The following is a 15,631-nucleotide window of genomic DNA, read 5'->3' as shown; positions in this document are numbered from 1 at the left end:
GGCAAAGGCATCTGCGTTTCAAGCGATCAAGCGAGCTTGGCCCTTAACATCATGTTGGGGCACAACGACCGCCGTCAGATAGTCAACACCCACCGGAACACCGGTCGCCGCCGAAACCAGTTCGGAAATGTCCTTGATGTTGGACAGCAAACCAATTGCATTGACCGGGGCACCGACCGCCGCGACCTTGCCTATGTACAGTGAGATCGCCCCCCTCCAGGCGGAGGCGAAAAACGAATTGGCCGCTTTTTCATCGCCCTGGCTGGCCGCCGCGATGCCTTGAATGACCGAACGCGTAATGCGCAACAGGCTAGCTACCAGGCCAACAGGGGGAATGAACAGAGACACCACATCCGCGGCAAACTCGATGAGGATTCTTGCATCACGCCAGAAAGCTTCGGTGGGGCTGGTGGTCTGATAGTCAACATCGGCTAGGAATCGGCCAATCATGTCTTGATACTGACTCTTGAAACTGTATACCTGATAGCTGTTATCCAGAACCGGCGCTGGTGTACTAACGGCTTGCTTCGGTGAGTATTTATTCAGGAGGTTTTTCACGACCGTTGTGTCTTCAAGACGAACCAGTTTCAAAATATCCATTTTGAAATCGAAAATGGCCAGCCGCGCAGCAAATTCCTTTACAGGGAAAAAGTCTTTCCCATCGAAGGTATGCGGCACATAGATTATCGATTCCAGCCGATCATTAATGTGCCGGCTGAAGACATAAGCGCCAGAGACCTTCCGTCCTTCCAGCGTCAAATTGTAAACACCGACGCCGGGGGTTCTGCCCCCGACAATGGCACTTTCCAAAGGGATGTCTTTATCCAACCCGTCAATCAACTCTTTTAACCAGTTAAATTCATGTGACAACAGGCTTCTTTGCATCTTCTGGGTCAGCGCAGCCCTGAGCATTTCGTTTTGTTTTAGTTTGCGATAAAGGTCCACCCGCAGATCAATATCCCGCGCATTCAAAAATCTGGCCCTGAGGTACTCGGCGTATTTTTCTCCGGGCATCAAATCGATCAAATAACTCACAACATTTGCGCTCAATCCCGCCACAACGCCTTCTTTGTCGGCATGCCAGAAGGTTGCTGTACGGAGCTGTTCCTTTAAGTCGCCAGCTACTTTGAAATCAGGTCGCAAGGCATAAAACAGCTTTTCAAAAACCGAAACATCACTGCGCCAAAGCTGCCATTGAATGAACAGGTCAGTCAGGCTGATTTTTGAGTCGGCGTGAAAATTTACCCATACTTTGTCCGGGTCAATATATGGATAATTCCCCCTCTGAGCGAGGTACTGATTGATCTCCCTCATGACCAGATCACGGGAAAATTTTTTAAACGGAATGATATCCAGCTTGTCCTTGGATAACTCATAGAGCGCTTTGAAATCCGTATTTAACCGATTGAGCAGATTCTGCTCTGGGGCAATGGCCCGACTGAACCAGCTCGGCGTTGTCTCTTCCACCTGACTGGATCCACGCTTCGTAAGCGCATTAGCAACGCCCATCAATGGGCCACTTTCAACCCAGACTTTCAAACCAATGCTGGACGTATCAATCCAGCGATCAAGTCCGTAGTTATTTTTCATCAAACTGTTTTGCAGGGCTGCCAGGTCGATTGTGCTCAGTTGCACGCTCAGATAGGCCCAGCCTTCATCCTCCATGATCCAGCGCAGTATATGGGAGCGTAATTCTTTCAGCCCGGCAAACTGATACCACTCCTGTCCGGTTGGATACCCGGGCGCATACAAGACATGGGTATCTCGCTCGGCAGCCGCACCTTTGCCTCGATAAATCGTTAATCCAATTAATGGTTGAACCGAATTCAGTGTTAAGGCCGCGGTCTCGAAAGACTGATCGCCAAAGTTGTAACGCATCACCACATTTTGTGCAGTGGGATTAACATGTTTCTGAAGTACAGCAGAAAATATCGCCAATGCCGTCTGCCGCCCCAGCAACTCTCGCATGGCCTCAATCACCTGCATCCCGTTGAAAACCGGACCGCGAGCAGCACTGTAAGCGACTCGCAAATTCATTGAGCGGACGGCCCGCAGGATATTGTCCGGGCGCAATTTCGAATTATGGTGAAGCCCTTCAACTATCAACTCATATTGCCCGGCTTCATCATGAACGCCATACATGAATAGTTGCGTCAGTGTTTTGCGCTCGGCGAGCTCGATTTTTTTACCGCTTGCCAACTTCACGTAGTGCCGAGTGGTCACGAAAATGCTGTCCGGATCCAGACGTTCATCCGCACCCGGCGAGATAAAATTCTCTACAGCCAGACGCGCATAATCTTTCAGCGTGCCGACACCTCGGCAGGCTTGGTGGTATTTGACTTGGGCCTCCAGTAATTGCTGTTCGAGGGATGCGTATACTTCCTGATTCAAGGAGTCGGCTGATTTCAACCAATCGGGCCTGGCATTCTTCTGCACCTGGCGGAGCAAAGCCGCCTGTCGGGACGCGGCCATTTGAGCAATAGTGGGAAACGACTGCACCGCGTCAACCGCTGCAACGATTGCGTTCAAATCCGAATCCAAGCCCTTTAACTGATCCAGATGAAAGTCCTGATCCGCATACATGTTTTTTAACATGTGATCGGTAAAGTGCGTGAACAACTCGCCCTCAACTTTTATGAAGCGCACCTCCGGAACCGCCGGAAAGTTGGCTCGGTGATTGAGCGAAAGCATCTGCAAAAATTCTTCACGGCCCTCGGGTGACGTCAGTCGTTTGATCAACACACGATGAAGTACGGCTGACGATGAGAACTTCTCGATGCCGCGAGCGGGCGAATAAAACACAATCTCACCATCATTCGTCGGGGTCAGCTCATCGTTGACCGGTGCATTGAGCGGCACGGCAAAACAAAAAGGTTGCTCAACGAATGCATCGCCCTGTGCCCCAATGTATACGCCATGGCAAGCCCCCCAGAGCCCTGGCCTGATCTTCGATTCAATCGCGGCGTGATCGATGGGTGTAATGCTCCCCAGCACTACCTGAGCTTGCATCTCCTGAATGAAAAGTTTTGCCTGGAGCAGGCTTAACTCATACTTTCTGGAGGCTGAATTCAGGTTTCTCCCGGGACTGTCTTCCGACTTGGACTCCCAGTGTTTTCCTGCCATTGAAATATAGTATTCAGGGAACTTGCGAATCAAGCTACCCAACATTGCCTCGATGCTGGCAATACTGACTCCCGACAAACGATCACGAGGATCGGTCGTACCGGCAAAATCATAAACAGCGTAATTCGCCGTGTCGTATATGGGTACGTAACCGCGTTGCAAACAGGTTAAAAACACATCTGACAAACGACCCACCGGCTCCGCTTTCTGCGGATTAGACGCCGTGGAAAAGTTGATAAACGTTTTGCTTACCAATGCATCAGGCGCAATTTTCGAAAGCCCTTCGACGAGGCAATCATGAACGACTTCCATGAATCGTGGAACCCGCTTCAACTCCTCCAGCAACATGGCCAACGCCTTGCCTATTTCCGTCAACTTTTCAGTTTGTGCTTGCAAAACGTCCATATTCAATAATCCCGACCAGTTTGATATTAGCAGGCAGAAAACTGCTACCTGCGCTGTCAACACAAACTAATCCGAACCGTAAAAATAGATACCACCAATACCTTTCCAAACTTGTGCACCTCCCTGCCAACAGCCAAGACAAAGGGGCTCGCATTTATTACTAAATTGAAATCCCCAACAACCTGGCTTTCGCGACAGCGTGAGTTCGGCGCTCCACACCTAATTTTCCGTAGATCCGCCGCACATGGGTTTTTACTGTATGTAATGAAAGAAAAAGCTTTTCAGCAATTTGCTGATTCGAATCACCTGATGCCACCAGCATCAACACTTGAAGTTCGCGCTGACTCAATAAACTACTTACCTGCGCGTCAACCTCCAGTTCGGATAGAACTTCACTGTGGGTTTCTACCTCAAAGATTTTCGCCTGACGCAAAGCGGCATGAAGTTTCAATGCCTGCAGGTTCGAGCGCTGAACACCTATCAAGCCCTGCTCTGCATGTTGATGGGCCAAGGCAGTCTCGTTTAGTAATAGCGCCACCTCCGCCAATGCGAAATGCAGTTGCACTTGCAGCGTTACAGCACCACGCTGATAGGCTTCGTCCAGCATCGACTGAAGCCGATCAAGTGGGTCGGCAATGCGGCGTAAGTATGCTTTGGCCAGCACCAATAAATATTCGATGCGCGGGATCAACTCGACCGTCGCCGGAGGTGCTTGCAAAGCATTGGGCGGTTGATAGTGGCATAACACCCGACTCAGCGCCTCGTGTGCCAATTCCGGACGCCCCTGCTGCAACCACAACTCACTGCTGACCTGCAGCAGCACACCGCGGTACACCGAGTCCGGAATGTGCCGCTGCTGCATCAAGCGTTCGGCTTCACGCAGGCGTTCAAATGCGTAGGCATAATCAGCGCGATTCGCAGCGATTCGCGCCTGACCGAGATAACCGAACAGCACGCGTTTGTCATGACTGCGCAAACAATCTTCCAGACCCCGATGAAACAACTCGGCGGCCCGCTCTGCCTGGCCCATACACAGGGCTAATCCTCCGCGGCGCAGAGCGATGCGCCCCAGTAGCGGCGTTGGCCGTTCCGCCCTGTGGATCAATAATTCATGAATGCCGGCGAGTAGCGTTTCGGCCCTTGCCGGAGCGCCTCTTTGCTCCAATAGTTGCGCGTGATCAAGTTCAAGCAAACCTTCAAACAGCAACGCCCCCTGAGCTCGGGCCAGGCACAACGCTTCACGATTGAACGCTTGCGCCACGTCGAACTCACTGCGCAGCAACGCCTGCTGAGTCAGCCCCGACAGGCACAGCAGTCGGGTCGGCCACGTCTCGGGCGCCAGCTCGGCCAGCGCTTGCTGAAAGTGTTCCTGCGCGGGCTGCATCTGCCCTTGCAAATGCAGGAGCCAACCCTGTTGCGCCTGCCAACGGGCGATCAATTGCCGCTCGGATTGCACTGACGGTTGCGGCAGGAATCGCGTCATATGCGCAATGCATTGCTCTGCTTGCTCGAAGCGGCCGGCAAATAACAGTGCCCCGGTAAACAGTCCAACCAATTGCGGCGAACTCAGAATCAATTCTTCGCCCTGTTGCTCGTGCAAGCGCAGCAACAACACTACGGTCTGCTCTTCAAAAAGATGCTCGAAACTGAAGTGCTGCAACAGGCTGACCGCCACTTCGAATTCTTCTGCGAGCAGCGCCTGCTCGAACGCCGAACGCCAATCCTTGCCGACGGTAAAAAACTGACAGGCACGCCGATGCCAGGAACGGCTCGCCGGCCATTGCTCTTCGCGCATGACTTGCGCGAGCGGCGGGAACACTTGCAGCCATTCAGCCGATTCGTGCCACGGCTCGATAAAGCAGCCCAGCGTTTGCAGCGTGCGCAAGAGTTGCGCACCCTCGCCGGCACCGAACAAGTGCTCGCACAGTTCGGCATTGAATCGCGGCAGATGTGCCAACACCCGCCAGGCCTCGGCCAGCTCCGGCGTGAGGCTGCTGAAGAGTTCGTGTTGCAGATAATCCAGCAGCGTATCGACACGTTGCTGCGGCTGCAGACTTTGCGTCCAGTCGCACTTTTGCAGCAGCGCCATGCGCACCCCGGCGCACCAGCCGCCAGTGCGCTGGACAATTCGCCCGGCCACACTGTGGGCCTGCTCTGCCGTCAAATGCGTCAACGCACAGGCGATTTCGTCTTGGGTCAGGGCGAGGGTCACGCTTTCAGATTCATATAACTCATCGTCGAGCAGCAAACGCGGCCAGTTGCATTGCGGCCGTCGGCGCGTGCCGATCCACCACGTGAGTGCCGGGCTGCTGACCGCCAGCAAGCGATCAAGCAACGTGTCCAACTCCGGATCGGGCAGGCGGCAGTAGTCATCGATAAACAACCAGGTCGGCTCAGCCCAACGTGCCAGCGTCGCGATCAACCACGCCTCATCCACCCGCTCGGGCAGTCCCAAGGTCTGCGCCAGACGCTGGCAGAAGTCGGCGGGACTGAGCGTTGCGCCGGCCAAAGGCAACCACCGCACCTCGCACGCCGGCGGCGCCTGAAACAGACATTCAGCAAGCAATGCACTTTTGCCGCTGCCGGCCGGCGCGCACACCAGCCGCACCCGCGCCACGGATTCGAGCAACGGCGCGCTCAAACGCGGACGCGACTGATGATGGGAAGAAAGCCTGGGCAGAAATCCGCGGCGATCCAGGCAGGGCGTCATGGCGGTCATCGAGTGAGCCTTCTTATCGTTATGCACTCACCCTAGCCCGCTCCGGGCACCTTGTTGACGAGTATTCAGCGCGCTGATTGCGGCCCATAAAAAAGGCGACCGAGTGGTCGCCTTTTGCCTTGCCGATGTATCCGGACCGTTACCGAACGCCCTCGGCGCGCAAGGCCGATGGCGTGTAATCCGCCGCCTTGGCTTCGAAGCCGAATTCGTAACTGTGTTTCTCTTCGTTCTTCATGCCCAGGGCAATGTAGCGACCGGCAATGATGTCGTAGAGCGCTTCGAGGGTGTAAGCCTGGGCCTGATGCTCGTAGTGATATTCAGAGTGACCTTCGGCCACGCGCCACAGTTGACCGCGACCGTCATAGTGATCGACCAGTGCGACTTGCCAGCTGTCCTCATCGATGTACATGTGGCGCTTGGCGTAGATGTGCCGCTCGTTCGGTTTCACCGTACCGATCACCTCCCAGACACGGTGCAGTTCGTAACGGGTCAGATCCTGATTGATGTGCCCGGCCTTGACGATGTCGTCGTATTTCAGGCTCGGCGAATCGAGTTTGTAGCTGTTGTACGGGATGTACATTTCCTTCTTGCCGACCAGTTTCCAGTCGTAGCGATCCGGTGCGCCGGAAAACATGTCGAAGTTGTCCGAAGTACGCAGGCCATCCGCCGCCGTGCCCGGGCCGTCATACGCCACTTGCGGCGCCCGACGAACCCGACGCTGGCCGGCGTTGTAGATCCACGCCAGACGCGGCTCCTTCACCTGATCGAGAGTTTCGTGCACCAGCAACACGTTACCCGCCAGACGCGCCGGCGCGGTCACCGACTGTTTGAAAAAGGTCAGCACGTTGGCGGCTTTTTCCGGGTCGATATCCTTGATCAGTTGCGGCACGGCGATCTCTTCTTCGAAGCGGATCGGCGTGAAGCTGCCGTTAGTCTGCGGGGTCACCTGAGTGATGATGCGTTTGACGTTGCCACCGTGATAACGGGTGATGTGGTTCCACAACACCTCGACGCCGTTCTTCGGAATCGGGAAGGCGTAGTAGCGGTTGCCGGTGAAATTGGCCAGGCCATTGCCATCGTTGATGGTGGTGACGTTGAGCGCACTGCGCTTGGCCGATTCGTAGATTTCCGGCGGCACGGCGACGGTGCGGTGAGTGGTGTAGACCGGAATTTTGTAGGTTTCAGGATAACGCTTGAACATCGCCACCTGGCCTTCGGACAGCTTGTCTTTGTACTTGTCGACGTTGGCCGGGGTGATGGTGAACAACGGTTTCTCGTTGGCGAACGGGTCGGCGAGGAAACCTTTGCTGTCCACTGCGGCGGCATTTTTCGGGATACCGCCGGTCCACGCCGGAATCGAGCCATCGGCGTTGCCGGCCTTTTCAGCACCGAGCGGGGTCAGGCTGGTGCCGAGTTTGTTCGCTTCATCCGGCGAAACTGCCGCCATCACGTTGGCCGCCAGCACACTCAGGGCCAGCACACCACATTGCAGAATCATTTTGCGCATTGCAGTCATCCTTCTCGGGCAGATCAGAAGTTCACGCCGAAGCTCAGGGCCACGAAGTCACGGTCTTCGAGGACGTTGTAGTCACCGCCAAAAAAGTCGGTGTAACTGAGGCTCGCGGTGTAGGTGTTGCGGTAGTCGGCATCGACGCCGACGCTGATCGCTTTCGCGCCTTCGTTGAACAGGCCGTTGGGCCCGTAACCGGCGACGTCATGCGACCACGACAGGTTGGGTTTGAAGTTGATCCCGCCGACCACGTTGGCGTAATCGAGGATCGCCCGGGCGCGGTAGCCCCACGAGGTCGAGGTGACAAAGCCATCGGTGTCGCCGCCGAAACCGTACTGGCCGTACACCGAGTCGCGGCCATAACGCAGCTGACTGCGCGACTCCAGACCACCGACGTGCACCACCGCCGCTTCGCCGACTACGGTCAGACGTTCAGCGCCCAACACCTGATCGAAGAAGTGCGTGAGGGTGCTCTGCACTTGCGTCACTTCTTTACGGCGATAACCTTTGTTGTCCGCGCCCGGCGAGGTCGCCAGTGGCGAGGCCGCACCGCCGGCAATCGGGTTGAGCAGCGCCAGCGTCAAGTCGTTGGTGTTGACCTGCACCGGCGCGTTGGGCCGGTAGCTGATCTCGCCAGTCCACGCAGTACCGGTCGGCAAGGTGGTGGAGAAACTCGCGCCGTACAGGCGAATGTCTTCCGGGTATTCGAGGTAGTACTGACCGCGTCCGAGCATCACGCTCTGCGCCAGCCCCGCACCGCTGCCAGGCGCCAGACCGTTGGCTATGCCGACCATGCCCGGCAATGCCGCCAGCGTCGAAAGCCCCGCCGTAGTGGTGCCCACCGTTGGCGTGCGGCTGTGGTAATTCATGAAGTAGAGGCCGTACTCGGTATCGTCGCCGAGCCAGCGCAGCGCCGTGCCCCACTGCCCGGAATCCCGCGCATCGCGGTCGCCGCCACGGGGAATCACCACCCCTTCGCGAGTGACCTGAATGCCCTGACCGAATGCCTGGGTCAACGGCACAAACGGTGCAATGGCTGGACTGCCGACGGTGTAGCCGTTGTTGCAACCATCCGCCGCCACGTCGACACCGAAGAACGTGCCGCAGTTGTCGAGAACGGTCTGATCCCACTCCAGTTGGTAAAAGCCTTCAACCGTCAGTTGATCGGTCAGACCTTGCGAACCGAACAACATGTTCACCGGAATCAGGCCTTCCTTGATCTCGGCACCGGGACGGCGAAACGCGGAAACGTCGACCGGGTTGATGCTGTTGATCGAGTTGCCGATGAAGGTACTTTCGCCCCAACTCACCACCTGCTTACCCGCGCGCACAGTGCCCGGCAAATCAGCGATGGAATAGTTGTGATAGACGAAGGCATCGAGAATCTGCGCGCCGGAAGACTTGGCGCCTTCCTTGCGACCGCTGTCGCTGATCTGTTTGAACTCGCGGTCTTCGTCCTTGAGCTCGAAGTCGTACCAATACTTGCCGCGCACAAACACACCGGTGTCGCCGTACTTCAGTTCGAGGTCGTGAATACCTTTGAAGATTTTCGAAAAGGTCTCGCCTTTCTTGAAGTTCAGGCGCCCGTCATCACCCGTGGAAGATTGCCCGGTACCGCCGTTGACCGTGCCGACCAGCGACTTGTCGGCATCGCGCATGCCCCAGCTCGCCCCGATCGACAAGGACGAGTCGAACGTCCCTTCGATTTCGCCGATGTTGAACGAAACCGCCTGCGCCTGGGCACAGCAACCCAGAGCCACCGCAGCGGCCAGCGCTTGCGGTGTGAAGATGGCGCGCATTGTTGTTTTTGTCATGCGTCTTCCCCGGTGAGTGACAGAAGGCCCCACCCTACTGCCGCCACCAGCGGACGATAAGCGCACCAAGGAGGTATTCACGCTGTCGCTCGAAAGGATGAATGCCCGCACAGAACGGGGCTTTGCGCGATCCATGAGTGAGCTGGATGGACGATCATCAGCGCAGCGCATGGTGCATGCCGGGGCACAGCGACTGTTGCATGCTCCGCAACAGTGCATGTCCGGAATCGCTATTTTTCCTACAGGCCGAAGTGCTTATTCTGAGCGGGCTTTCACGGGATACGCTGTAAAGCGCGAAGCACTGGCCATGAGCAACTCTGGCCATTGCTGACAGATTTCAGATGAATCGATAGGTCGGTTTATCGCCCCGGTGTTCACTGACGTTGATTTGTAGCTCCTTGATCCAACGTCTTACCTTGGCCGCTGCGTTTGCAGCGGCCTTTTTTATGCCTCGAATAAAGTTTCTGCCCCCGCCCTACGCGAAGTTTCCGAAAGGGACATCGGAAATTTCTTTCTGCGTGTAACGAAATTAACCGGCGAATTTCCTAAATAGCGAAATCTCACTCAACTCCGCACAACTTGACTTACGACCTTATCGGAAACATCCGATTAAGTACTGTTGTAACTTAAAACGTATCAAGAATTGGCGAGTGATAGGGATGTCATCCATCGACCTACAGCAAGAGCGCGAATATCAGAAATTACTCAAGGAGATGTGGTAATGGGCACCATTGAGCAAATCGTAAAAAATGAATCTTTGGATGACATCGTCACCGTATTCTCGCTGTTCAACGCGAATCCGCATCTGGACATGATGATCAGACGTTATAACCGAGAGCTGATCTCCGAATACGGAGCTTTGGAAATGACATACGCGCGCCTTCTTGCTGCTGGTGTATTGGCACACGGCGACAAAGGCTTGGCAGCCAAAGGCCCAAACTGGAAAGCCCCAAAATTCATGATGGAAAACAGATACTCCTAACCGGACCATCAAGCCTGAGATTGATGGTTCTTTTCTCAAAAAGAAGACTTCTGTAAATGCGCCATCAATTGCCCAAGCGCATCCATATTTATCTCAAAGATGCGCTCACTGACTTTTGATTTTTAGCTCCTTGATCCAACGTCTTACCTTGGCCGCTGCGTTTGCAGCGGCCTTTTTTATGGGCGCCGTTTTGCCCACCTCTCCTGCATTCATCAGGAAGTTTTCCCATCAGTTGTAGGAAATCTCTTTTTGACCCGCTGATGCCAAGCTTTAATTCAGGGCTAAAGATTATTCATACAAATACGCGCGTCATTACTGACGAACGATGCAGACATGTCTGTTCAAAAGCTGATGTAGGTTAATCGCTCCGAAAAATCCGAAAAAATTGCAGCGAGTAAAACGAATGTTGGAACAAGATTTTGTTAAAGCCGCAGAGACTAAAATCGAAAGAAAAGGATCTGCTGCCGACCTCATCATGCTTGCGCGTCTTGATGCCATCCTGGAGTGCAAGCTTGAGATGACCGACACCGATCGCCGGTACTACGCGCATGCGATTCGAATGATGGAGCGATTCAGAGCGATGGGGCTTGCTGACGACTACGTTCCCAAGAGTAATCCGTCGCTTTGGAATAACGTCCATTCGGCCACACTTGAAGATTTCAAACTGGGTGACGATGAGGCATTGCGCTACACCGCCGAGGCGATTGACGCTGCGAAAAAGCAGGAGCTGGAAGCATTTGAATGCATCAGCAGAGTCAAGAGTTCGCCTGCAAAACTCGAGCAGGCTGTCAGGCAAGAAAATCTGAGAGATTTGTTATCAGTGTTGGCAATCGGTTTGGCATTTCCCGCCCTCGATACACTGTTCGGGCGTTATCGATTTGAAGTCATTGCGCGTGGTGAACTGTGTAAAACGTACGAGGAATTATTTCGTGAGGGCGTATTGGCTGAGGGCAAAGAGGCTGTCGCCATTCCGGGCCCAAATTGGAAACTCCCGGAATTCATAATTGATAAACGGTACGAGGAATAAAAGAAAGAGCCTCGCCACGTCGAGAACGCAGCGAGGCTAAAACGTCCCTTACAGCCAATACTTCTGCAAATTCGCCATCATTTCCTTCAGCGCTTCAATATTGTCCTTCGGATGCGCCGCGCCTTCGAAATCACAAATCTGCTGCCAGTGCGCCGCGACATCTTCCGGCGAGAAACCCACTCGCGGATCAAACCCGGCGCCCAAACTGCGCTCCCAACGCACTTTGCCCATCCAGCCGCCGCCGACTTCGAACAGTCCAGAAGTCTCTTGGCATTGCTCGCTGGCCAGGTACACCACCAGCGGGCTGACCAGTTCCGGTTTGAGTTGTTCGAACACTTGCGGCGGGATCAGGCCTTCGGTCATGCGCGTGCCGCCGGTTGGGGCGATGGCGTTGACGAGGATGTTGTTTTTGCGGCCTTCGATGGCCAGGGTGCGGGTCAGGCCGTAGAGGCCGAGTTTGGCCATGCCGTAGTTGGACTGGCCGAAGTTGCCGTAGATGCCCGAGGTCGAGGCGGTGAAGATCACGCGACCGTAGTTTTGCTCACGCAGGTGTGGCCATGCGGCGCGGGTGACTTTGTAGGCGCCTTCGACGTGGACGCGGTAAACCAGATCCCAGTCGGCGTCGTCCATTTTGTGGAAGGTCTTGTCGCGCAGGATGCCGGCGTTGTTGACCACCACGTCGACGCGACCGAAGACGTCGAGGGCGTTTTGCACGAGTTTGTCGCCGTCGGTGACCGAGTCATGGTTGGCTTCGGCGGTGCCGCCGGCTTCACGGATTTCGGCGACGACGCGGTCGGCAGCGGAGGCATTGGCGCCTTCGCCCTGAGCCGAGCCGCCGAGGTCGTTGACCAGCACTTTCGCACCTTGTTTGGCGAACAGCAGTGCGTGGGCGCGGCCAAGGCCACCACCGGCTCCGGTGACGATCACGACTTTATCTTCGAAACGCACAGACTCATTCATCGAGGCAACTCCAGCAGGCCAATGGGACATTGATCCCGAGTGTCAGGCACGGGGCTTGGTGTCACAACGAACAGGGCTGGGGCTGAATGGTGTGCGATAAGGTTGGGGGATAGTCAGGTTTGAAAAGCACAAGATCGCAGCCTTCGGCAGCTCCTACAGGGGATCAGTGTAGGAGCTGCCGAAGGCTGCGATCTTTTGATCTTCAGGAACAGGCCACTTTGCGCGGTGGCAGCACCTGACGCTCGCGAAATTCCAGATAGTGCTTAAGCACCAGCACCGGTGCTTCGGTTTGCGGGTAGTGACCAATGCCCGGCAACAGCACAGCGTCGGCATCAGCAATCAACTCGCAATAACGCTGCACCATGTGTGCACCAGAGATCGGGTCGACTTCGCCATCAATCACCCGCAGAGGAATTTCACCGCGCTGCATCGCCGCGACCCAACGATCACGCTGCACCCGACGCTCCGGAATATAGCTGATCAGTTTGTGCATGATCCGTGGCCCACGATTAGTGTCGACCAGGCTCCAGAAATCATCCAGTTCGCTCTCTGTCGGCCGCGTGTTCGGCCCAAAAATCTGTCGAAAACTTTTCACCAGCGCATCGCGGGTAAACGCGCGCCCGATCATCCAGCCCAATGGGCTGAGCAGCAGTTTCTGCATCAACACCGGCCGATGGGTTTCCGGAAACAGGCCACCGTTGAGGAACACGCAACTGGCGATTTCGAGGCGATCTTCGTAATGCCGGGCCAGCAGTTCCTGGGCAACGCTGTCGCCGTAATCGTGCGCCAGCACATGCACCGGTTGCTCGACCTGCAAATGCGCGAGCAATGCCTGCTGCAAATCCGCCTGTTCCAGCAAGCTGTAAGTGTGGTTGATCGGCTTGGCCGAATCGCCGAAACCGAGCATGTCGCAGGCAATCACCCGATAACGCTGGGCCAGTGGCTGCCACAGGTAATGCCAGTCCCAACTGGCGGTCGGGAAGCCGTGGATCAGCAGCAGCGGCTCGCCCTGCCCCGCCGTCCAGTAACGGATCGGCTGACCACGAAAGACAAACGTCCGGCTGCGTTTACGCCAGACACACAGAGGAATCTCGGCAAGTGGCATTAGAGTTTATATCCGGGGTCTTGTTTATCGAGTTTGCGCAGCAGCGCTGGCCAGGCCAGCGCGCCACCCATGCCTTGAGCACTTTTGGTGACGCCGGCGATCATCGCTTTGGCGCCTGCCAGAATTTGCGGTTCGATGGCGATGAGTTCAGCGCCACCGGTTTGCGCCATCACCTGAATGTCGCAAGCGCGTTGGAAAGTGAACATCATCAAAAAGGTGTCGGCGATGGTGCTGCCACAGGTCAGCAGACCGTGGTTGTGCAACATCAGGAAATTGTTTTCGCCGAGGTCGGCCTGCAAACGCGCCTTCTCTTCGTGGTTCAGCGCCACGCCTTCATAGCCGTGATAGGCGAGGCTCGACAGCACGAACAACGATTGTTGGCTGATCGGCAACACGCCCTGCTTTTGCGCCGACACCGCGACACCCGAGGCGGTGTGCGTGTGCAGCACACAAACCACGTCGTGCCGCACTTCGTGCACGGCGCTGTGGATCGTGTAACCGGCGGGATTGATTTCGTACGGGCTGTCCATGAGTTTGTTGCCGGCCTGATCGACCTTCACCAGGCTCGACGCGGTGATCTCATGAAACATCAGACCAAACGGATTGATCAGAAAATCTTCGGTGCCCGGCACCTTGGCGGAAATATGCGTGAAGATCAGATCGTCCCAGCCATGGGCGGCGACCAGACGATAACAAGCGGCGAGATCGACACGGGTCTGCCATTCCGCAGCACTGACCTGGTCTTTGACGTTAAGGGACGATTGGACGGGGGCTACGCTCACTGTATGCACCTCTGCGTTCTTATTGTTCTGCAACGTGTGAGCAGTCTAGTCAGGTGCAGGCAATCACGTAGTTGCATTGGCAGCCAGCTTGATGACTGACCGGGTCAGTCGTGCAAACAGCTTGGATCCATGTCAAAGCAACGACGCCAACAAAGGTGCGGCAAACAGATTGAGCAACCCGGTGAGCACCATCACCAACCCGGCGACAGAGCCTTCTTCACCGCCCACTTCATGCGCGCGACTGACCCCGGCACCGTGCGCGCCAACGCCGAACAACGCGCCACGCGCCAGGGCACTGCGCAGCGGCAACCACTTCAACAGCACGCCGCCGAGCATCGCGCCGAACACGCCGGTGAACATCACGAACACCGCGGTCAACTCCGGCACACCGCCGAGGTTTTGCGCGAGCGGCATGGCGAACGGCGTGGTGATCGAACGGGGCACCAGCGACATCGTCACCGAACTGTCGAGCGCCAATGCCTTGGCCAAGCCGAACGAGGTGCCGATCGATGCCGCACTGCCCGCCACCATGCCGAGCATCAGCGCCGACCAGTGCCGCATCAGCAATCGGCGTTGCTGCCAGATCGGCACAGCAAACGCGACGGTCACCGGGCCGAGTACCAACATCAGCCAATGGGTGTTGCTGGAATACTCGGCATAGGCGGTGTGCAGCGGCACGGCGAGCGCCAACAACAGCGCCGGCACCAGAATCAGCGGCGACAACACATAACGTCCGGTGCGTCGATAAATCCAGCGGCTGAACAGGTACGCCAACAAGGTGAAGGCGAGCCAGAACATCGGCATCCATTCAAGCTTCATGGGAACGCCTCGCACGCACGGCCAATTCCACGGTGAATGCGGTCACCAGCATCACCATCAAGGTACTGGCGGCGATCACCAGCAAAATCCTCCAGCCGTCATTGCGCAGCAACGTGCCGTAATCGAGCAGGCTCATCAGCGCCGGGATAAAGAACAACAGCATTTCGGCCATCAACAAGCCCGCGCCCAATTGCAGCGCCGCCGGTTTGACCCAGCCGAGCGCGAAGGCCAGCAGCAACAGCGCCATGCCGCTCACGCCGCCAGGAATCGGCCAGGCCAGCCACGCGGCGAGTTGGCAGCCGAGCAGGTAGAGACCGAGTAACACGGCGAGTTCGACGAAGAGACGTGAAAGGTGTTTGAAGCGGGCGGCGTTCATGAGATTGGC

At 56.2% G+C, this 15,631-nt stretch carries 11 protein-coding genes; 2 read left to right on the top strand and 9 right to left on the bottom strand.

Features of this window, described 5'->3' with window-relative positions:
• Positions 1-18: 18 nt before the first annotated feature.
• The 4 genes from QMX93_RS11445 to QMX93_RS11430 all read right to left on the bottom strand — a co-directional run bounded on the left by QMX93_RS11445 (position 19) and on the right by QMX93_RS11430 (position 9,571).
• On the bottom strand, positions 19-3,528 hold the full coding sequence (locus QMX93_RS11445) for a DUF6543 domain-containing protein (RefSeq protein ID WP_282355815.1): 3,510 nt from the start codon (positions 3,526-3,528) through the stop codon (positions 19-21).
• 160 nt (positions 3,529-3,688) lie between these two features.
• A complete protein-coding gene (locus QMX93_RS11440; RefSeq protein WP_282355813.1) occupies positions 3,689-6,247 on the bottom strand; it encodes a LuxR C-terminal-related transcriptional regulator in 2,559 nt (852 codons plus the stop codon).
• Between the two features lie 139 nt (positions 6,248-6,386).
• Positions 6,387-7,754, bottom strand: a complete 1,368-nt coding sequence (locus QMX93_RS11435) for a DUF1329 domain-containing protein (RefSeq protein WP_053117210.1) — start codon at positions 7,752-7,754, stop codon at positions 6,387-6,389.
• Positions 7,755-7,777: 23 nt separating this feature from the next.
• Complete coding sequence (locus QMX93_RS11430) at positions 7,778-9,571, bottom strand: DUF1302 domain-containing protein (protein ID WP_212544053.1); 1,794 nt, start codon at positions 9,569-9,571, stop codon at positions 7,778-7,780.
• Positions 9,572-10,292: 721 nt separating this feature from the next.
• On the opposite strand from QMX93_RS11430, the gene QMX93_RS11425 reads away from it, so the two are divergent.
• Together QMX93_RS11425 and QMX93_RS11420 are read left to right on the top strand one after the other, a co-directional pair.
• Positions 10,293-10,553, top strand: coding sequence for a hypothetical protein (locus QMX93_RS11425; RefSeq protein ID WP_282355810.1), 261 nt, complete (start codon positions 10,293-10,295; stop codon positions 10,551-10,553).
• 403 nt (positions 10,554-10,956) lie between these two features.
• A complete protein-coding gene (locus tag QMX93_RS11420; RefSeq protein ID WP_282355808.1) occupies positions 10,957-11,580 on the top strand; it encodes a hypothetical protein in 624 nt (207 codons plus the stop codon).
• Positions 11,581-11,628: 48 nt separating this feature from the next.
• On the opposite strand, the gene QMX93_RS11415 is transcribed toward QMX93_RS11420, so the two are convergent.
• The 5 genes from QMX93_RS11415 to QMX93_RS11395 all read right to left on the bottom strand — a co-directional run bounded on the left by QMX93_RS11415 (position 11,629) and on the right by QMX93_RS11395 (position 15,622).
• Positions 11,629-12,540, bottom strand: a complete 912-nt coding sequence (locus QMX93_RS11415; RefSeq protein WP_282355806.1) for an SDR family oxidoreductase — start codon at positions 12,538-12,540, stop codon at positions 11,629-11,631.
• A 202-nt stretch (positions 12,541-12,742) separates the two neighbouring features.
• Entirely contained in the window at positions 12,743-13,645 is a 903-nt protein-coding gene (locus tag QMX93_RS11410; RefSeq protein WP_282355804.1) for an alpha/beta hydrolase, read from the bottom strand.
• Positions 13,645-14,427, bottom strand: coding sequence for a class II aldolase/adducin family protein (locus tag QMX93_RS11405; protein ID WP_053117200.1), 783 nt, complete (start codon positions 14,425-14,427; stop codon positions 13,645-13,647). The genes QMX93_RS11410 and QMX93_RS11405 overlap by 1 nt, the downstream gene beginning before the upstream one ends.
• A gap of 132 nt (positions 14,428-14,559) precedes the next feature.
• Positions 14,560-15,246, bottom strand: a complete 687-nt coding sequence (locus QMX93_RS11400) for an LrgB family protein (protein WP_053117198.1) — start codon at positions 15,244-15,246, stop codon at positions 14,560-14,562.
• On the bottom strand, positions 15,236-15,622 hold the full coding sequence (locus QMX93_RS11395) for a CidA/LrgA family protein (RefSeq protein WP_282355798.1): 387 nt from the start codon (positions 15,620-15,622) through the stop codon (positions 15,236-15,238). The genes QMX93_RS11400 and QMX93_RS11395 overlap by 11 nt, the downstream gene beginning before the upstream one ends.
• Between the last annotated feature and the right edge of the window lie 9 nt (positions 15,623-15,631).

It is taken from the genome of Pseudomonas sp. PS01303 (genome assembly GCF_029959385.1).
Classification (GTDB): Bacteria; Pseudomonadota; Gammaproteobacteria; order Pseudomonadales; family Pseudomonadaceae; genus Aquipseudomonas; species Aquipseudomonas rustica.
This window is presented reverse-complemented; position numbering and strand designations above follow the sequence as displayed.